Annotated in this window: 12 protein-coding genes; 9 read left to right on the top strand and 3 right to left on the bottom strand. The window is 38.2% G+C overall.

The window, feature by feature from the left end; translation table 11 throughout:
- Positions 1 to 231: 231 nt before the first annotated feature.
- Together CA2015_RS00250 and CA2015_RS00245 are read right to left on the bottom strand one after the other, a co-directional pair.
- Positions 232 to 1,299 carry a nucleoside hydrolase gene (locus CA2015_RS00250; RefSeq protein WP_240477895.1) on the bottom strand — a complete coding sequence of 356 codons (1,068 nt, stop codon included), beginning with the start codon at positions 1,297 to 1,299 and terminating at the stop codon, positions 232 to 234.
- A 61-nt stretch (positions 1,300 to 1,360) separates the two neighbouring features.
- The gene (locus CA2015_RS00245) at positions 1,361 to 2,482 is read right to left on the bottom strand and encodes a nucleoside hydrolase (protein WP_157470222.1); all 1,122 of its coding nucleotides are present in this window, start codon (positions 2,480 to 2,482) and stop codon (positions 1,361 to 1,363) included.
- Between the two features lie 1,381 nt (positions 2,483 to 3,863).
- Here CA2015_RS00245 and katG point away from each other — a divergent pair.
- Entirely contained in the window at positions 3,864 to 6,137 is a 2,274-nt protein-coding gene (gene katG, locus CA2015_RS00235) for a catalase/peroxidase HPI (protein ID WP_084011563.1), read from the top strand.
- 199 nt (positions 6,138 to 6,336) lie between these two features.
- On the opposite strand, the gene CA2015_RS00230 is transcribed toward katG, so the two are convergent.
- Positions 6,337 to 7,512, bottom strand: coding sequence for a dicarboxylate/amino acid:cation symporter (locus CA2015_RS00230; protein ID WP_048640069.1), 1,176 nt, complete (start codon positions 7,510 to 7,512; stop codon positions 6,337 to 6,339).
- 1,139 nt (positions 7,513 to 8,651) lie between these two features.
- Here CA2015_RS00230 and CA2015_RS25345 point away from each other — a divergent pair.
- The 8 genes from CA2015_RS25345 (at position 8,652) to CA2015_RS00190 (ending at position 21,105) form a co-directional block, all read left to right on the top strand.
- Positions 8,652 to 9,020 carry a FeoA family protein gene (locus tag CA2015_RS25345; protein ID WP_084011561.1) on the top strand — a complete coding sequence of 123 codons (369 nt, stop codon included), beginning with the start codon at positions 8,652 to 8,654 and terminating at the stop codon, positions 9,018 to 9,020.
- 318 nt (positions 9,021 to 9,338) lie between these two features.
- Entirely contained in the window at positions 9,339 to 11,264 is a 1,926-nt protein-coding gene (locus CA2015_RS00220) for a PAS domain-containing sensor histidine kinase (RefSeq protein WP_048640067.1), read from the top strand.
- 383 nt (positions 11,265 to 11,647) lie between these two features.
- Positions 11,648 to 13,987 carry a glycoside hydrolase family 20 zincin-like fold domain-containing protein gene (locus CA2015_RS00215; protein WP_053086623.1) on the top strand — a complete coding sequence of 780 codons (2,340 nt, stop codon included), beginning with the start codon at positions 11,648 to 11,650 and terminating at the stop codon, positions 13,985 to 13,987.
- 2 nt (positions 13,988 to 13,989) lie between these two features.
- Positions 13,990 to 14,940, top strand: a complete 951-nt coding sequence (locus CA2015_RS00210; protein ID WP_048640066.1) for a dihydrodipicolinate synthase family protein — start codon at positions 13,990 to 13,992, stop codon at positions 14,938 to 14,940.
- Between the two features lie 124 nt (positions 14,941 to 15,064).
- Complete coding sequence (locus CA2015_RS00205) at positions 15,065 to 16,264, top strand: aminoacetone oxidase family FAD-binding enzyme (protein ID WP_048640065.1); 1,200 nt, start codon at positions 15,065 to 15,067, stop codon at positions 16,262 to 16,264.
- Positions 16,265 to 16,511: 247 nt separating this feature from the next.
- Positions 16,512 to 18,317: a purine-cytosine permease family protein gene (locus CA2015_RS00200; protein ID WP_240477894.1), complete on the top strand. Its 1,806-nt coding sequence runs from the start codon at positions 16,512 to 16,514 to the stop codon at positions 18,315 to 18,317.
- Complete coding sequence (locus CA2015_RS00195; RefSeq protein ID WP_048644264.1) at positions 18,314 to 19,798, top strand: mannitol dehydrogenase family protein; 1,485 nt, start codon at positions 18,314 to 18,316, stop codon at positions 19,796 to 19,798. Before CA2015_RS00200 ends, CA2015_RS00195 begins: the two co-directional genes overlap by 4 nt.
- Positions 19,799 to 19,842: 44 nt before the next feature.
- Entirely contained in the window at positions 19,843 to 21,105 is a 1,263-nt protein-coding gene (locus CA2015_RS00190; protein ID WP_048640064.1) for an MgtC/SapB family protein, read from the top strand.
- Positions 21,106 to 21,231: the final 126 nt, after the last annotated feature.

The following is a 21,231-nucleotide window of genomic DNA, read 5'->3' as shown; positions in this document are numbered from 1 at the left end:
ACTTGCGATTGCAACACTTCCCGTAAACACGGGACAGGCTTCACCCCTGACATTTTCAGGGCGGAGAAATTCTATTACATAATCCGGGTTAAATTTAAAATTCCTTCCTGAGGGTGGTGAAAAATTCGTTGCAATGGAGGCTGATAAAGGTGCTTTAATCAAATGTAGAAGTATGGATGAAATTAATTAGAGGCTTGATGGACTTTCTTTTCCAACAAGCCTCTATTTTATCTACTTGTGATGGTCCTGAATCTTTCTGAACATGTCTCCGAATATTTTGTCGCGCCTTAGGTAGGTGACCAGCCGGATGAAATGCCTTGACTGGTCCACACTATAGGTCATTTGATCAGTTAAAATAGGGGAGTGTCTAATTTCTGTCTTGAACCATGAAGAATCAATTACATACGCAATCACAGCGATGTCCCAAATAATTTTAGAATAAGCATAATGATTATCGTGGTAGTCTTTAAATATCTCGATTAAATAATCACCAATAGGCCCTTTTCCCTGAAGATAGGTTTCCAGTTCGGGAATAGTTGTGAGTAGGTGGGAGGTTACAGGCTCTGTTGGAACTTGAATTAGCGGTACGCCGGAATCAAAAAGTAATTTTGAAGATTCCATGTCTTGTAATAGGTTAAACTCTCTGGCCGTCTCCCATTCCAAACTTTTTCCTCCTAGCCAAACGACAACAATTTTTTCAATGATTTTAGGCTCCATCAAAATAGCAGACGCCACATTGGTTGGTGCGCCTAGGGTAAGCACATACAATGGTTCCTCAGAAGCCATGGCTCTTTTTACCAGATCTCTGGCAGCATCACTTTCCACTGGTTGGTTTTTGTTCTTGAGAAATTCCTTTGACCCACGGTAAACTAAATCCTCATGTTGCATTCCCATTTTATCCATTAACTTAAGGATTTCCTTATAACTTTTTTCCATTCCATCTGCAGGCCCATTAGAACGACTGTTATGATATGGTGCTGCATATATGGCCTCTACATCCATTTGCTCAGGGGAAAGCAAAGCATACACCACCGCAAATTGATCATCAACTTCATTATAAGTATCTGTATCTATCACCACTTTAATTTTCTCAGTGTTTGGTTTTAACCTTGACAATAAGATTTCATCGGAGAGCTTGGGGAATTCTTGAGAAAAAGCTGAAGACATTCCGATGAACAAAGAGAGCAGAAAGCAAATGGAATTAAGTAAAGATGTCCCTTTATGCTTATTGAAAGTTAGGGGCTTATTTTGATAATAGTTGGCGCCATGTTTTACGGTAAATGTGCTTTTAATTTTCATTTTTGGTATAAATTGGGCTAAGTGATTATAAAATGAAGGTGAGTGCTTTATTGGTAATAAATCAATCTCTATTGAGGGGTTTTTTTGTAATGATATTTACGAATTCTTTCTTTAAGGCCGTGGCTTGCTCCGGAGTAACTTTTAGATATCTATGTTTTCCATTAGGCATTTCCACAAAATTAGTATACCCCTCATCATCGACAGAAATTTGACCATTCTTACTAGAAGTAAAAAAATCACGTCCACCTTCTAAGGCGTATATTGCCGAAGTAAGGTCCCAGGTAGGCCTGTCATATGGCATCTCCAAATAGTTCTCATAAGCCACCACTAAAGGGTGATCTCCCGCCCATTTAAAATCATTTTCTATACTGGAAGCAGGGTATTTTATTTGGTGTCCAAGTTCCCATGGACTGGCAACAATAGGTGTAGGCCAATCCTCAAAAACCTTTTGAGCTGATTTAATATCTATTTTCACATTGTATTCCACCATCCGGTTTTCATTAAAATTTCCTGCCATAATACTGAGAAGTTTAACCTTTTCTTTCACCAGGTCTTTGCCTGATAATTCAGAAATATCATCAGAGGAAGATTCCAATAATCGGGCTAAATTTGTTGAAAAACCCACCGAAACAACTGTCACAGTGTTATCTGCTTGTTTGGTCAAAACCTCACGGTATAAATCTACCGCATCAGGAAATTTATTGCTCTCTGGCACTGTTCCGGGAAAGGCTTGCTTCCCACCCACTTGATGTTCCCAAGCAGCCTGAGTAAAATTTCTAGCTTCACCACCTGAGTCTGCACCATTGGTAACAGTACCAATAGGTATATCGGGATGACCATACCAGTTATTCATCTGGTCAATAAATAGTGGAGCATATTTATTGTTTTTATTAACATTGATAGCTACTATTTCCATTTTGTTTTGGTCTGCAAATTTGTACAACATATCCAAGGCCAAGGCATCATCAATATCATTCCCCATATCAGTTTCGAAAATAACCTTTATAGGTTCTGATTCATTATTTTTCACCACCTCTTTTTCGGTGCTTTCAGATTTACAGCTTACAGCAAAAACCACCACCATGACTTGGAACCAAAGTGAAAGGACCGACCTGAAGACTGGTTTTTCGATTAACTTATTTTTAAATTTTCCTTTTGGTGTTTTATGTACGCTAATTTTCATAGAATTCTGATTGTGATTAAATGTAAAATATAAAGCAGAAAATTTTTGCCGGTAGGTTAAATTCTATACGCTGATATGGTTTAGAATATAAATTTATTTGAATTATAGATAGGAAGCATCACAAAGAATTAAAAAAGCTCAAAAGTTGGGAAAGAAATTTAAAGAAACCTAATGCTGTTTCAAAGTCACCAGCTTGAATTAAACCATTTATCAGGGTTTTGCTTTAAGAACATGGAAGAAAAAGATCTAAGAAATTCAGCCGATGGCCAAAAATCACCTTCGACAATTTCATTTGCTTCAAGAACAGTTGTTGCTTTATAAAAAATTGAGGTTTGGACTTAATAGATAGGGAAGGTCTTTTGAAAAATCTGATACAGATAAATTAATTTATTTATTAGTGAGCTTAGCATTATTATAAGAGAGGGCAACAAAATTTTGAATTCCAGAAATTTCAATAGTTGTTTCAATAACAGCATTTGGAAAGGTTAAGGAAGTGTCCAGTGCCTTTAAACCCGAAATATGCAATAGACATTCTATTACGTGCTGAAATCGCTTCAAAATCAGCCACTTCGTTGCTGCTTTCAATTTCACCATAGCGGTGCTATGCTAAAATCTCCAAACAGCCTGATTGTCTTGCGATTGCAACACTTCCCGTAAACACGGGACAGGCTTCACCCCTGACATTGTCAGGGCGGAGAAATCCTATTACATAATCCGGGTTTAATCCATTACTACTTGGATAAATAATGAAATCCGATCTTACAAAAGGGCTTTTGCTAATCTTGAAAAGACTCCAAAAAAATAAAAAAACTTATAATTAAAACCATTAGGCATGATCCTAAAAGGATAAACTTCTCTAGTAATTTGGAATTGTGGAGTATAATAGAAAATAGCCTTCAAGAGGTCCATCAAAATAGTTATGAAATGCAGTTACTAAAGTAGTATGATTTCGGTCCCTGGATCAAAAAAAAAATGAACCAAGAATTGTATAGATTAATACTGAATATGCAATTGGTGTTCTGTATTGAAAAGGGTTTTAAATAACAATTTATTCGATCTCTTGCTGAAATTCTGTAAGAAATTACTATTTTGTAATTGACAATGAACAGCTTAAGGGATTGTACCCGGGAATAGCTTTTTTATATGGGGTACTGTGGGAGTTAAGAATAATCTATTCTAATATTTAACTTCGAAATTGGTGTTTTTAGGTTAAATGTCCTGTCTTTTAATTGGGCCTCACAGGAGTATAAAATTGCCAAGTTGCGGTTTATTTAGAAAACATAAAACCAGAGAAAGTGTTATAAATACTATTTGCAATGATAAATGAGCAAAAACTCAAATTAAGTTTATAAATGAATGTAAAACAATAAACCTTTTGAATATGGAGAATAATAAAAACCCGAAATCATCACAGGAAGAAAGCAAATGCCCGCACCATGAAAAACAGGATGAAGGCGTAACCATTGCTGAAGGCAACGACAATACCTCTGCCAATGGTAGTTCGGCCGGTAAATGCCCTGTGATGCATGGCGGAAATACTTCAGTCAACGCCTCAGTTATGAGTTGGTGGCCAAATGCCCTCAATCTCGATATTCTGCATCAACACGACAGCAAAACAAATCCTTTGGGACAGGATTTTGATTACCAAAATGAGTTAAAAAAGCTAGATGTAGAGGCATTAAAAAAAGACATGCATGCGCTTATGACTGATAGTCAGGAATGGTGGCCGGCAGATTGGGGACATTACGGTGGCTTATTTATTCGTATGTCTTGGCATTCAGCCGGATCCTATAGAATTTCTGACGGGCGTGGTGGCGGTGGTGCAGGAAACCTTCGTTTCGCACCCTTAAATTCTTGGCCCGATAACGTTAGCTTGGACAAAGCCAGAAGATTGCTTTGGCCCATTAAGAAAAAATATGGCAATAAAGTCAGTTGGGCGGATTTAATTATACTGGCAGGAACCATTGCCTATGAGAGCATGGGGTTAAAAACCTATGGTTTCTCCTTTGGAAGGGAAGATATTTGGCATCCTGAAAAAGATACTTATTGGGGAGCTGAAAAAGAATGGTTGGCACCAAGTGATGAACGTTATGATAATGTAGAGAATCCTTCTACCATGGAGAATCCTTTAGCAGCCGTACAAATGGGGTTAATTTATGTGAATCCAGAAGGCGTCAATGGAAAACAGGACCCCTTAAAAACAGCCGCACATATCCGTGAAACCTTTGCCCGGATGGCCATGAATGATGAAGAAACGGCTGCTTTAACAGCAGGCGGGCACACGGTAGGGAAAACACATGGCAATGGGGATGCTAGTATTTTAGGGCCTGCCCCTGAAGCTGCTGATGTAGAAGAACAAGGTATGGGTTGGCACAATCCAACTAAATCTGGAAAAGGCCGCTATGCGGTAACAAGTGGGCTAGAAGGTGCATGGACAACCCACCCTACCAAATTTGACAATGGTTTTTTTGAAATGCTGTTCAACCATGAATGGGAGCCTCGTCAAAGTCCTGCAGGAGCTTGGCAGTGGGAACCGGTTAGCATAAAAGAGGAGGACAAACCTGTAGATGTTGAGGATCCTAGTATCCGTCTAAATCCAATGATGACGGATGCTGATATGGCGATGAAGGTGGACCCTATCTACAGAGAGATCTGCTTGAAATTTATGAATGATCATGAATATTTTTCAGAAACCTTTGCTCGTGCTTGGTTCAAATTAACTCACAGGGATATGGGACCAAAAGTTAGGTATTTTGGCCCTGATGTGCCGGAGGAAGATTTGATATGGCAAGACCCTGTTCCTGCCGGAAAAGCGGATTATGATGTGGCAGCTGTAAAGGATAAAATTGCCGAATCCGGCTTGTCAATTGCAGAGATGGTGGTTACCGCATGGGACAGTGCACGAACCTATCGGGATTCTGATAAGCGTGGTGGAGCCAATGGGGCCAGAATTCGTTTAGCCCCTCAAAAAGACTGGGAAGGCAATGAACCTGAGCGTTTGGCCCATGTATTGTCTGTACTCGAGCCTATCGCTGCTGAATTTGGTATCAGTATTGCCGATACCATTGTATTGGCAGGTAATCTAGGTGTAGAGCAAGCCAGCAAAGCGGCAGGTTTTGATATTACTGTTCCTTTTTCACCCGGTAGGGGAGATGCTACCGATGAAATGACAGACGCAGATTCATTTGCTCCTCTGGAGCCATTGGCGGATGGGTATCGCAACTACAGCAAAAAAGACTACGTCGTAAGTTCTGAAGAATTGATGCTCGATCGAACACAGCTAATGGGGCTAACTGCACCGGAAATGACGGTGCTTGTTGGTGGTATGCGTATGTTGGGTACCAATTATGGCAATACCAAGCATGGTGTCTTTACCGATAATGTCGGAGCTTTAACAAACGATTTCTTTGTTAATCTGACAGATATGGGGAACACATGGAAACCGAAGGAGCAGGGGCTTTATGATATTTGCGACCGAAATACGGGTGAAGTAAAATGGACCGCTACGCGTATGGATCTGGTTTTTGGTTCCAATTCTATTTTACGTTCGTATACCGAAGTTTATGCTCAGGACGACAGTAAAGATAAGTTTGTAAATGACTTTGTGAAGGCGTGGACAAAGGTAATGGATGCTGATCGGTTTGATTTGAAATAATCAAGTTGCTTCAGTTTATAATAAAAATCGGCTTTGATGATCTATCGAAGCCGATTTTTTACTGTTTTACGTAATGATTCTTAGAATTTCCCTATTGAAATCAGCTGTTTATTAAACCCGAAATAGGCAATAGAATTAGTTGTGATTGATTGTGAAGAAGAAGCTCCACCTATATAGAAAGATAAATCTTATTTCAGTATTAAGCGGCCAACTTTTCTTTGGTTACCTTATCCATCACTATAGCTATTGCCCCGTCTCCGGTCACATTGCAGGCGGTGCCAAAACTATCCATGGCAATGTACAAAGCGATCATAATGCCAATCATTTCTTCGTTAAACCCTAACATGGATTGAAGGATACCAACAGCGGCCATAATGGCTCCTCCAGGCACTCCCGGTGCGGCGATCATGGCAATGCCCAAAACAAAAATAAATCCGGCAAAGAGTGTGAAACCAAAGGGCATTCCATATAAAATCATCAATGCCATGGCGCAAGCAGTAATTTTCATAATGCTGCCGGATAGGTGAATGGTGGCACATAGGGGGATAACAAAGCCCGCAATTTTCTCAGAAACACCATTTTTAAGTGCTTGTTCTAAGGTTACCGGGATGGTAGCCGCAGAAGATTGTGTCCCCAATGCGGTGAAATAGGCAGGCATCATTGTGATCAGTAACTTAATAGGATTTTTCTTTGAAACCAATCCTGCTATGATGTATTGAAATAGCAATAGTAGAACGTGCAAGGCAAAAATTACCCCAATAATGCTAATGAATACGGAAAGTATTGAAAAGACTTGTCCGCTATAGGACATTTTTGCAAAAATACCCAAAATGAAAAGCGGCAAGAGTGGGATGATTACATTTTCAATCAATTGCATGATGATTTTTTGAAAGTCTCTCACCATCCATTTTAGGTTTGATTCTTCCTGAGTAGAAAGACCTATTCCAACTACAAAGGCTAAAACAAGGGCTGACATGACGTCGAGTATGGGAGGAATGCTAATACTAAAGTAAGGTGTTAATTGAGGTCCCTCTTCAGCAATTGGAGCAGCTCCATTGACATGCGATTCCAAGAGCATGGGGAATATCCCGGAAGTAGTAAGATAGGTCATAAAACCTGAGAACAAGGTGGAACCATATGCAATGGCAGCAGTCATTAACAATAATTTTCCTGCACCTTTTCCTAAATCAGCTATTGCAGGCATTATTAATCCCATAATAATTAAGGGTATAGCGAAATTTAGAAACTGTCCGAAAAATGCATTAAAGGTGGTGAAAATTCTATTTATAGACTCAGGTAAATACTGTCCGAAAACAATACCCAATACTATGGCAAGAAAAACTTTAAAGAGTAAGTTTGAAAATATGCGCTTCATAATTTATGCTAATTGTTATGGGATTTCTTCCAGAGAGTATTTTTTAGGTTTGCTAATATACAGCCATTGTCAGAAAGGAGCATTTTATGACATGGCTTATTTTGTTTAAAATACTTATTGTTTGCTCTTGTTTTCATTCCAATTTCTCAATGAAATCGTATTTCTACATTACTTCAATTAAAACCAAAAATGCAATATACCTTGTGTTAGAGGCTGTAAAAAAAATATAAGTCAGGTTATTGTGTGTTGTTTCCGCTTTGGCAATTAAGCAAAGCGAAACTATGGTTCAGTCTTCAAATGACCTGCTTTTTTTGTAGTTTCAGTAATTCCTCTGAAGAAAGAACAAGGCAGGCTCAAAAAAGGCAGGAAACTTTATCGTGTCTTATAGGTTAAAGAGTGAAAATATAAGAGAAAATCATATTAGGGGATACAATAATAGTTGCCTAAAAAACTTAACTTTATAATATTATCGATTAAGAATACGAGATTGTACTCCAATTGGAACAACTGCATTTGGTAAAATTGACTAATTAATTGGATTCTTATTAAGTCGGAATATGTAATTGAATTTCTCCGCCCTGACGATAGTCAGGGGTTAAGCCCGTCCCCTGTTTACGCGAAGTGTTGTAATCGTAAGGAAATCAGGATGATTGTAGTTTCTTGCACCTAGTAGATTTTCTATTTCATTTGTTGAGTTTGATTTCTTCGGAAGTTGACCCTCCTCGCAGTCTGTTTTCTGAAACTAATATTGCACACATTTTAAACCATTTATTTTATTACCGCAAGATTGAAAAAGGAGAGAGGGTTTGTTGAAAAAACTGCTGTCGCAAGTAATGTTTATAACTTAATCAAAAGCGAGCTTGCCCTTGCTAATTATATTAGAGTGTTTAATGTCGAATAGCTCGGCAATTCATTCAAGATTGAAATAGATAAATGGCAATTTTATATTTCTGAAAACCTAATAAGAAATTTTTAATTTAAATGATGAATTATAACCCTATAACAGCTCTGGCCTTTTTTTTCGGAATTTGTTTGGTGCTTTTTTTTGCTTTCAGACCTAAAAAGGGGATTTACTTTGTACTGAAAAGTAGTTATAAACAAAAAGATAAAGTAATCATTGAGGACATTTATACTCGACTATTAGAATTATAGAAAACAACAATACCCGTGTAGTCTTTCATTCAGAGGGCAAACAATTTGTTTTAGCGCCAATAGTAGCAGGGAATATTACCATATCATTATCAGAAAAAGTTGAATTACAAAAAGAAAATATTGCCCGTTTATCCAGTTTAAAATTAGATGAAAAGACAATAATTGTGGGTTTATCGAAAGAGTATAGAGGAGAAAGCAGAAGGCGATTGTTAGATTTAGGTTTCGTAAAAGGCGCAACTGTAGCCATTGATTTATTAAACCCTTTGGGTGACCCAAAAGCATACTTTATAAAAGGGACAGCCATTGCTTTAAGGAAAGACCAAGCATCAAAAATTTTAATAAACAGAAAAGAGTAATGGAAAATAAAACGAACAGTGCTTGTGAAACTTGTGGCCTTTTTAATGCTGATGGACTTAAAAAAATAGGCGTAAATGTAGGCTTCCCCATATTTGTTAAATATAATTGGTTTTTGTAAATTATTTTTTATAAACTATTGAAAATGAATATGAACTATGGTGATTTTTTCGATGATAAATTCTTATTATAAAATCCATTATATTAGAACAAACGCTACCTATAGGGTAAGAGGTATTTATTCAGGGATTCTTTTCAGGAAAATAGATCGTTTTGGAAGCTATTAATAATTTGTAATCTCGATTTACTTTTATAACTATATGATCACAAAAATTAATGCTAGGAAGGCAAAGAACTTAAAAAATATAGGCTTAATAACATTGGCGTTTAGTACCACTATTATATTGTTGTGGATACTTGGATTAAATTCGATATCAGGCCTTATTCTTGGTGGTCCACCAATGGACCTTATTACTGCATTTTCTTTCTTTTTATTAAGTCTGGGCATATTGGCTTCTCAAAGAAGATCCTTCTTTTTTATTTTCCTAAACAGAGCAGCCATTATTGGTGTTTTGATTATTTCTCTAATAACCATTCTTGATGTCTTTTTAGCTAATTCAGCTATAAGTCTAGGTAATTTTGTAAAAGTATCAGGAAGTATGACAGTAGCAACTGCGCTCTCCTTCCTTTTGATGGGGGGGGCTGTTTGGGCAATTTATTCTAAATCTGAACAAATAAAGCTAATTACCCAATTTATTTTATTCGCCATACTATTACTAAACACTGCTTCGGCTATTATTTTTGTTTTAAATATCCCAGGGGACAGTGCCAGTTTTCTGATACCCATACCATTTTTCACCTCTTTATTGTTTTTCTGGCTTTCCGCGATCTTGTCACATAAAAATGCCCCTCAAGAGTTTAATGATTTGCTATTTGGCAATTATGCAGGTAGCAAATTATTAAAAGTGGTAGCCCCTTATAATTTTTTCATGATTGTAGTGATGACCTTCACACTGCTGTATCTAATTAATAATAATGTAGTTGGTCTGAATAGTGGGGTTATTATTTATGCTGTAATTGCTGTTTTTGTTTCAGTAAGTTATGTGTTTGTGGTAGGGATTCAATTTAATAAGAAAGAGCAGGAGAAAGAAAAGTTTGAAAGAGCATTTCATGCTTCAACCAAAGAAATACAACAGTACAAAGAGGCTTTGGATAGTAGTTTTCTAGTAGATATTACTGATGTGAATGGCAAAATAATTTCCGTTAATGATAAATTTTGTGAAGTTTCAAAGTATGACCGGAATGAACTGATTGGTAAAAAACATAGCGTTAACAAGTCTGGTTATCATCCGGAGGATTTTTTCAAAGAATTATGGGCTACCATAAAAAGTGGTGAAATATGGCTTGGGGGAATTAAAAACAAGACCAAGGATGGAAAATTTTACTGGGCCCATACTGCTATTGTCCCATTTAAAAATGAACGGAATGAAATTTATCAGTTTTTAACCATTAGGCAAGATATTACCCAACACACCCAAATGGCTGTTCAATTTGAAAGTCTTAAACAAAGAAACAAGGAGCTTGAACAATTCACCTATATAGCTTCCCATGATTTGCAGGAACCTTTGAGAACAGTCAGAAGTATAATTGATATTTTAAATGATGAATATTCCTCCAAGTTAGATGAGGATGCCAGACTATCGTTTGAATTTATGATTGAGGCAACTGATAGAATGAGCGAATTAATTAAAGGGCTTTTGGATTACTCCAGAATTGGTCGAACAAAAAAAATAAAAATTGTTGATAGCAATGAAATAATTCAGGAAATAATTATTGACCTAACTACTGTTATCAAAGGAGAAAAGGCGGTGGTTACATCAGATAAACTTCCTTTATTAAAAGCTTATAAAATTGAACTACGACTACTGTTTCAGAATTTAATTAGCAATGCGATAAAATTTCAAAAACCAGGAACTTGCCCAAAAGTTCATGTATCAGTTCAAGACAGTTTAGATTATTGGAGATTTTCAGTAAAAGACAATGGTATTGGTATTCCGGAAAAAAACAAGCAGGATGTTTTTGCTATTTTTAAACGGCTCAATAAACGCAGTAATTACGAAGGAACTGGTATAGGTTTGGCGCATTGTGAAAAAATAGTACATATGCATGGTGGGGAAATATGGGTAGATTCCATAGAAAATGAAGGAAGTACTTTCTACTTTACAATACTTAAAAATTTGATTTGATACTTCTGTTCCATTTCTTCTTTTTTTGTCCATAGGTAAATCTAATACCAAGTGGCCCCTCCAGTTCCAAAAGAGCAATTTTACCCAAATTTGAATGCTAATATGGTAGGGAGTAAATTTTAATTTCTTTGTATTTTTGTGAAAAAGGCGAAAAGTTGTCCGCAACGGTTTCATTTTGATTTGGTTACTATTAGTCTCAATAGACAATATTACCTGTTTTTTGGAAGATGTTTTACCTTTTTCAGCTTCTCTCATTGGTAGGATTGGTCTAATCAAGAGTATTAAATATTGGAGTCTAATAGGTTTATGTAAAACCCTAGTTAGAGAACAGCTTTGGGAGAGCTGAAACTACCCGATTCAATAAATTAAATGGTTGAGAAATAATGAAAATAAAACGAGCTATTTTGCTGATATTAATGGTTGCAGGTACTTTAATGTCCTGTACACCTGAAGGGGCTAAAGACCTAAACCTTACTTCTGCAAAGATTTTAATATCACCCAATATTAAATCCAACATGCAAGAAACTTCAGCAACTGTTCTTATTGAAGAAATTGAAAAACGCACGGGGATTTCTCTGGAGAAAGATACCAATTGGGATTCTAATATCACCATTGCCCTTGCCCTTTCATCCGATAATCAATTGTTTGGAAAAGAGCTACCTTTTAAAAGTGCTGAAGATGCTCAGGAGTTAAAAAAAGAAGGTTACCGCATTTACCATGCGTCTAAGGACGGGCATAATACACTATGGATCCTTGGAGCAGATGCGAGAGGGGTTCTTTATGGTATTGGAAAATTGCTGAGAACAGCCAAAATGAAAAAAGGAAATATTTCCATAGATTCTAATATTGATTTTTCAGAAGCGCCAGAATATGCCCTACGTGGTCATCAGTTTGGCTATCGAAATACTGCCAATTCCTGGGATGCCTGGACGGTGGAGCAATTCGATCAACATTTTAGAGAACAGGTACTTTTTGGTGCCAATAGTTTTGAAAACATTCCTTTTCAGGCAGCAAATTCGAGTCCCCACTTTAAGATTGATCCGCAGATCATGGAAGTGGAACTTAGCAGAATTTGCGAAAAATACGATGCCGAATATTGGGTTTGGACACCTGCACCACATGATTTGACTATAAAAAATGCCCACTTGCAGGGGCTTGAAGAGCAAGAAGCATTTTATGCCAAATGTCCTCGATTAGATGGGGTGTTTGTTCCGGGTGGAGACCCAGGAGAAAACCATCCGGCCCAATTAATACCCTATTTAAACGATTTGTCGGAAATATTGAAAAAGTATCATCCGGATGCAGGTATTTGGGTTTCTTTGCAGGGGTTTAATAAAGAAAAAGTTGATTATTTTTTCGAATACTTAGAGAAAAATAACCCTGTTTGGCTCAGAGGATTGGTTTATGGGCCCAGTAGTCCTCCAATTCATCTGGAGAGAAAGTTATTGCCTGAAAAATACCTACATCGTTTTTATCCAGACATTACCCATACGGTAAGGTGTCAATATCCGGTAGAAAACTGGGACCAGGCATTTGCATTGACTTTAGGAAGAGAGCCTACTAACCCACAACCACTAATGTATACCGAAATTTTCAACAGAGATTCAAAATATACTGATGGTTTTATCACCTATTCTGATGGTTCCCATGATGATGTTAATAAGGCGATTTGGAGCCAACTGGGTTGGGATGCGAGTAAAGACCCCCAAGAAATTGTTCTTGAATATTCTCAATTTTACTTTGGCCCGGAAGTGGCAGAAGAAGCAACTCAAGGCATATTTGCCTTGGAAAAAAATTGGGATGGTCCTGTCTTGGAAAACACCTCAATCAAAGAAAGCCTGGCCTTATGGAAAAGGTTGGAAGGAAATAATCCCCAATTGGTAGATAATTGGAGATGGCAGCAATTGGTGATGCGGGCCTATTACGATGCCTATATTCAGGATAGGCTTGCCTTCGAAAAAGGGCTGGAAGTGGAAGCTTATGAAATACTGGCCAACGCCAACTCCATTGGAGCGGACAAAGCCATGGAAGAAGCCTTGCGTCATCTTGATAAAGCGGATTCTGAAATGGTCTCACAAGAACTCAAAAAGGAGGTTTTTTCCTATGGAGAAAAACTATTTCAATCCATTGGTGCGCAGACCAGCGTTGAGAAATATCAGGCAAGAAGTGCTGAGAGAGGTGCCGTCTTGGATTTTATTGATTACCCCTTAAACAATAGGTGGTGGTTAGAAGATGAGTTCAATAAAATTAAGGCATTTGATTCTGAAGCAGAAAAATTAGCCCGATTGGAATTCATAAGCACCTATGAATTTCCTGGGGAAGGTAGCTTTTATGACAATGTATCCAGTGCTGATGCCAAACATGTTACTTCCAAAACAGATGATGCCATTGACTTTTTATGGGAGAATGAGGGCCGAAGTAGAAAAAGATTGTCTACCCAACTGTTCCAGTTTACCCCAGCCCTAGCATACAATGGTTTGGACCCAAATGCCAATTATATGATCAGGGTTTCCGGTTTTGGTGAAGCGCTATTAAGAGCCAATGGCCAATTGTTGGAACCTACAAAATATGAAAAAGGCTTTGAAGAATTTAAAGAATTCCCACTTTCTAAAGCGTTGATCAAGGATGGTGAATTAAAATTAAGTTTTGATAAACCGGATGAAGAACATCTAAATTGGAGAAAGCAATCACGCGTTACCGATGTATGGCTGATTAAACAATAAATATGCAAGCCTATGACAAATCATCGGTTGAAAAAGAGCTTTATCCTTTAAAGGGGATTGTAACAGTGCTCAATACACCATTTACCAAGGAGGATTCCATTGACTTTGATGCTTTAAAAGTTAATGTACTAGAGGCCTTGGAGGCTGGTGTTGCAGGCGTTTTGGTGCCTGCCATGGCCGCGGAAGTGTATAAATTATCCCATATAGAACGACAGAATATGTTGTCTATGGTTTTGGAGACTGTAGAGGGCAAAATACCTGTTATCGGTGGGGCAGGGGAACAGGACTTATCCAAAAGTAAGGCCCTAATAAAATCTTATCTTAAGCTTGGTTGTAAAAATATCCTGTTTCAAATTCCATTTGTTAACGAAAATCAGTTTAGAAATCATTTTATGGAATTGGCTGAGCTTGATCCAGAAATGATCATGCTTCAAGATTGGGATGCTACAGGATATGGCTTGTCGGATGAGCTAATTTGTGAGCTATTCGAAAACGTGCTGGCTTTCCGTTGTTTGAAAATTGAAACCATTCCCGCAGGACCCAAATATTCACGGATTTTGCAATTGACCAATGGAAGGTTGAATATAAGTGGGGGTTGGGCAGTATCTCAAATGATGGAAGGGCTGCAACGTGGTATCCATGCCTTTATGCCTACTGGCATGAATTATATATACACCACCATCTACCGCCTTTATGAGGAAGGAAAATCTGAGGATGCAGAAGCTCTTTTTGAGAAGGTCATTCCTGTCTTGGCTTTTTCCAATCAACACCTGGACATCTCCATACATTTTTTCAAACGTTTGCTTTACCGGCAAGGTATTTACCCAACACCAAATGTGCGAAATCCCATTCTTCCCTTTGATGTCCTACATCAAAAATTGGCGGACAAATATATAGATCGTATTTTGCGCATTGAAAATGAGTTAAAAACCCAAAGGTCAAAAAAAACCTGATTTTGGAGTTGAAACTATTCCACAATTCACATTAGACTTCTACAAGTTTATCGGTTAGGACCGAACTCAATAAGGCTTACCTATGAACATATTGTCCCACATTTAAAGCCACTAATTTTATTAGATGAAGCGTTTAACGATTATAGGAGGAGGTGCTTCAGCGCTTATGCTTGCAGCACAGTTAGACACAAAGAAGTATAGCGTAAAACTTTTTGATAAGAAAAAAACGGTGGGGCGTAAATTTTTGGTGGCCGGTGAAGGAGGATTGAACCTGACTTACAATACCACCTTAGACGACCTCATAGATCAATACTTTCCAAGAGCGTTTATGGCTCCTGTCATTAGTCAGTTTACCAATCAAGATCTGGTGACTTGGTTGAAGAGTCATGATATCTCTACTTTCACAGGGTCTAGCAATCGGGTTTTTCCTGAAATGGGAATAAAACCTATTGAAGTCCTTAATAAAATCACCGCCATTATATCAGCCAAGGAAATAGAATTTCAGTTAGACACCAAGTGGGAGGGCTGGAACAAGGAGGGACAGTTGTGTTTTGAACATATTGAAGACGTAGCATCCGATATCGTTGTATTTGCTTTAGGAGGGGCAAGTTGGAAAGTGACTGGTTCTGATGGGAGCTGGAAAAATTGCTTTGAAAAGCAGGGCCTTAGGGTGAAGCCATTTCAGGCCGCCAATTGTGCTTTTGAAGTTGATTGGAATGAAAACTTTATTGCTATTCACGAAGGAAAGCCATTGAAAAACATTGCCTTGAGTTTTGATAATCAATTTTCTAAAGGTGAGTTAAATATTTCAAAATTTGGCCTTGAAGGGAATGCCATTTACCCTTTAAGCCGAAGAATTCAAGAAAAACTAATTGAAGGAGAAAATGTTGTCATCCACTTGGATTTAAAGCCTACTATGACAATAGATCAGTTGAAGGCTAAATACAAACGTTCCCGACAGGCTAAAGTGACTGGTATTTTAAGCAAAGATTTAAATCTGGACCGAACTTCTATTGGCCTTTTAAAGCAATTCTGTGACAAAAATACCTTTTCAAATCCTGAGCTGCTTGTACCTACCATCAAATCCGTACCAATTATTATCAAATCCGCTGGAGAATTGGATGAGGCAATTTCTACCATTGGTGGCATTGCCCTGGATGAGCTAGATGAGCATTTTCAGCTAAAAAAAATACCCAATTCGTATGCAATAGGTGAAATGCTAGATTGGTATGCTCCTACAGGTGGTTATCTTTTGCAGGGCTGTTTTAGTATGGGATTTGTGTTAGCGGAATATTTGAATGGCTTAATAAATAGAGAGGGATAAACTGATTACGCTGGTGATTGAACATAAGGTTAAACCCGAAATATGCAATAGACAATCTATTACGTGCTGAAATCGCTTCAAAATCAGCCACTTCGTTGCAGTTTTCAATTTCACCATTGCGGTGCTATGCTAAAATCTCCAAACAGCCTGATTTTCTTGCGATTGCAACACTTCCCGTAAACACGGGACAGGCTTCACCCCTGACATTGTCAGGGCGGAGAAATTCTATTACATAATCCGGGTTAAAATGTCATTTCCTTATCTAAAAGAATGCGAAGCTGTGATGGATTACATCCATTTTCAAACAGCAATTGAAACCCGATCTTATAGTTTAATGACCGACAATTTTGATCAGTTTGAAGACATAGAAGAAGAACAATTACCAGTTGACAAAAATAAACTCCACGATTGGACCCATTTTGCAGGACTGTATGCTGCAGAGCATGTGGCAGCAACGGAGTTTGTTATTGGTGCAACTTTTGTTGCATTAGGAGCCAAAACAATGGACATCATGTTGGGGCTATTGATTGGTAATGTCTTGGCTGTTCTCAGCTGGACATTTATTACTTCGCCCATTGCGGTGGATACTAGACTAAGCCTCTATACCTATCTCAATAAAATTGCCGGAGATTCGATGACCAAGCTCTACAATTGGGCCAATGTTATCATCTTTTCGGTTATTTCTGCTGCCATGATTACGGTCTCAGCGACAGCCGTTCGTTTTGCTTTTGATATTCCCGCCCAGTTGAACTGGTACCCTACCAATGCCTGGTTTATATTGATTGTTTTTGCGGTAGGAATTGTTGTGGTAACGATTGCTTTATATGGTTTTAATGCCGTTTCTGAATTTTCAAGTATTTGTGCACCCTGGTTGTTCGTGATGTTTACAAGTGGAGCAATGGTGCTTTTGCCTGCATTGAGCCTTGACGTTTTGGACAAGACCTTACCTGCTGGCTGGGATGATTTTATTACTTTGGGAAATCAATCCATTTGGACAGGAATAGATAGTAACGGAGAGCCTGGTATTGGATTGGTTGAAGTCATTGGTTTTGCCTGGGCAGCAAATACCATTACCCATTTTGGGCTTATTGATATGGCACTTTTACGTTTTGCGAAGAAGAAGTCTTATGGACTGGCTACAAGTACGGGGATGATGTTTGGGCATTATGTTGCATGGATCGCTGCGGGGATTATGGGGGCTGGTGCAGCTGTCATTTTAGGGAAATCAATAGTGGAACTAGATCCCGGAGATGTGGCTTATTATGCCCTCGGTTGGTCTGGGTTTGTAATCGTGATTGTGGCGGGATGGACCACCGCTATTACCAACCTTTACAGAGCTGGCCTGGCTGCTCAGGCTATTTTTTATACCCATTCGCGAAAGAAAACAACCATAGTAGTGGGTTTGGTCACCATCGTTATCGCTTGTTTTCCTTTCGTATTCTCACAAATACTTCCGCTCCTAACCTATGCAGGGTTGTTGGTTGCCCCAGTAGGGGCCATCGTATTTGCAGAACACCAAATTTTTCCCAGAATAGGGTATACCCGGTATTGGCTGTCCTATCGCCAATTGGCATTCAGTACACCTGCCGTAGCTGCTTGGGGATTGGGTTTAGTGTTTGGATTTGGACTAAATGCACTCAATGTAATGTCCTTCTTTTACTTATTTATTCCTACATGGATATTTACAATTCTGATTTATACCATCCTGGCAGCTCGCTATGGTGCCAAACAGAAATACCCAGAGGCTGAGGAAAAGGAAAAATTACGGAATGAAAATATTGCTATATTTCAGGAGGAAAAATCAAAATTAGAATTCCCGCATAAAAGTGATAAATCAATTTTCTCAAGCGTGTTAAATGGCATAGGCATTAAAGCACTTCTCATTACTTTGGTTTTGGCTTCTATTGTCCTTTTTGGTAGTGACAATGAAACTATCTATTTAGAGAACAGAGAAGTATTTTATCGTTATGCATTTATTTGTACTGTAACCTATTTTGTTTTGGCCTATTGGGCTTTATTACGAGGAAAGCAAAAAAAATCAACTTTAAAATGAAAAATTCTATAGCACTAAATCAAAATAACCTAAAAACTATAGCCAATCGTATTCCAAGCCCTAACTATGCCAGAAATGAACTGAAAGCAGGCATGGTGCATGTTGGTGTTGGCGGTTTTCATCGGGCCCATCAAGCTTACTATACCCATAAACTCCAGGAAAAAGCCTTTTCCCCTGAATGGGGGATTTGCGGTATTGGCCTACGAAAAGGTGATCAAAAAATTCATGATGTACTTAGAAAACAAGATGGGCTTTACACCCTAATCGTAAAACATCCTGATGGGAAAATTGAACCCCAAGTAATAGGTTCAATAATTGATTTTAACCTGGGAATCGAAAGTGCGGATCCTGTCGTAGATAAAATGGCTCAGCATGACAACAAAATTGTTTCACTTACGATTACCGAAGGTGGATATAATTTTAATCCATCCACTGGAGAATTTGACTTTGAGAATCCTGATATTCAACATGAATTAAAAGATCCTGGACGTCCTAAAACCATCTACGGTTTTTTGACTGCGGCGCTAAAAAAGCGTTGTGATTCTGGCCTGCCGGCATTCACCGTTATGTCCTGTGACAATATTCAGCACAATGGAGATGTTGCCAGGGATATGTTACTTTCCTTTGCCCAAAAGCAAGACAAAGACCTGGCGTTTTGGATTGAAAAAGAGGAGTGCTTTCCGAATAGCATGGTTGACCGAATTACCCCGGTTACCAACCAATCCGATATTGATTATTTAGAGGAATCCGTAGGTATAAAAGATGAGTGGCCGGTAACTTGCGAGCCATTTATTCAATGGGTGGTGGAAGACAATTTCTCAAATGGGCGTCCTGAATTTGAAAAAGGAGGCGTTCAATTTGTTCCTGATGTAAAACCCTATGAGAAAATGAAGCTTCGCCTTCTAAATGCAGGACATTCTGTTTTGGGTATCTTAGGTGCTATCCATGGACATAAGACCATCAATGGCTGTATGGAAGACAATACATTTGTTACCTATTTGAGGAGATTTATGGATGAGAAAGCCACACCAATACTTGATGAACTAGAAGGGATAGATTTAAATTCCTACAAAGACAGCTTGCAGGAGCGTTTTGCCAATCCCAATATAAAAGACAGTGTGAGCCGTATCTGTTCTGAAAGCTCGGCCAAATTGCCTAAATTTTTGATTGCTACACTTCAGGAAAACTTGGATTCAGGAGGAAGCATTCAATATGCCACTTTGGTGATTGCTGCTTGGTGTTATTACAGCGACAAAGGTACAGATAAAAATGGTCAGCCAATAGAAATTATTGATGCCATGGCTGCTGAACTAAAACAAAAAGCCCAACAGACCAAAGCTGATACTCTGGCTTTTATTAAACAAGATTCCCTTTTTGGTGATCTTAGTAAAAATGAGCGCTTTGTTAAATGTTATTCAGATTTTGTACAACAAATTTACAAGGATGGAAACATTAAAGCGCTAATGCAAACCATGATTTAATTGCCGTCATAAAATAGACTTACAGCGATTTATAGAAATAATTTATGGGTGAACTATTTTACCATTTTGGTGTGGCACTGGCTATTGGCTTGCTAATTGGGATGGAACGTGAATTTAAAAAGTCCGATGAGGCACAACAATTCCTTTTCGGCGGGATTAGAACCTTCCCTTTGCTTGCGCTTACAGGTTGTTCTGCAGCCATGTTGGGTGATTTAATGAATTCACCTTGGGGCTTTGTTCTTCCTATAGTTATTACAGGGGCTTTTTTAGTGGTCGCCTATTTAGGGACTGTTAATAAAAGAGACTTTGGAATGACCACCGAGGTAGCTGCATTATTGACGGTAATTATAGGAGTTTTTTGCTATTATGGTCAAATAGAACTTGCTGTAGCATTGGGAATAATTGTTCTGGTTTTACTGTCTTTTAAAGTGAAGCTGCATGAATTTAGTAAAATGCTTACTCGGGAAGAAATTGTCAGCTTGGCCAAATTTGGCTTAATGACAGCCATTGTACTGCCTATACTTCCAAATGAACCTACTTTACCTGCTCCCTTTGATGTTTTAATATTAAGGAATATCTGGTTAATGGTTGTTTTAGTGACAGCCATTGGAATGGTTGGGTATTTCCTAAAAAAGCTTATTGCTAACCGAAAAGCAATAGTTTTAACTGGTTTTATAGGTGGACTAGTTTCTAGTACAGCGGTAACTTTATCCTTTTCCTCGCTAAGCAAAGGACATTCCACACTTTCCAAAGCCTATGCCGTTGCTATAATCGTTTCATGGATTACTATGTTTCTCCGCATTGTAGCAGAAGTTGCTGTTGTCAATACAAATTTGGTAAAAGACATGTGGATACCTATGACTTCGGCAGCCATTGCAGGGGGATTGTATTGTTGGTTTTTGTACAATAAAGATGGCAAGCATGAAGCCATAGCGGATAATGTTGAAGTAGAAAAACCATTTTCCTTGAAAAAATCACTAATTTTTGGAGGTCTTTATGCGGCTGTTATTGTTATTGCGAATATTGCTCAGATTAACTTTGGTGACAAGGGTATTTATTTATCGGCTATAGCTGCCGGGTTTACTGATGTAGATGCCATAACCCTTTCGATGGCAGAAATGAGTCGCGTTTCTGGAAGTGTTGATCCAGATGTCGCCATACGAGCTATTTCATTGGCTGCCGTTTCCAATACCCTGGTGAAAGCATCAATAGTATTTACCACTGCTCATAAAGTTCTTAAGAAAGAGATTTTGCCTGGGCTGTTATTGATTGTCCTCGCAGCTTTGGCAACTGTCTTCTTTATCTAAAGTTTGGTGGAATATGTTTAGGGTCTTATAATGGATAGAAGGTCTATTGCATATTTCGGGTTTAAAGTATCAGGCTATGTGTACTTCCATCTATTAAATACCAGATAAGAGGATTTTGAAAAGGCA

The sequence above is a fragment of the Cyclobacterium amurskyense genome (genome assembly GCF_001050135.1).
Classification (GTDB): Bacteria; Bacteroidota; Bacteroidia; order Cytophagales; family Cyclobacteriaceae; genus Cyclobacterium; species Cyclobacterium amurskyense.
Note: the sequence above shows the minus strand (reverse complement) of the source record. Positions and strands in the feature narration are given on the sequence as shown.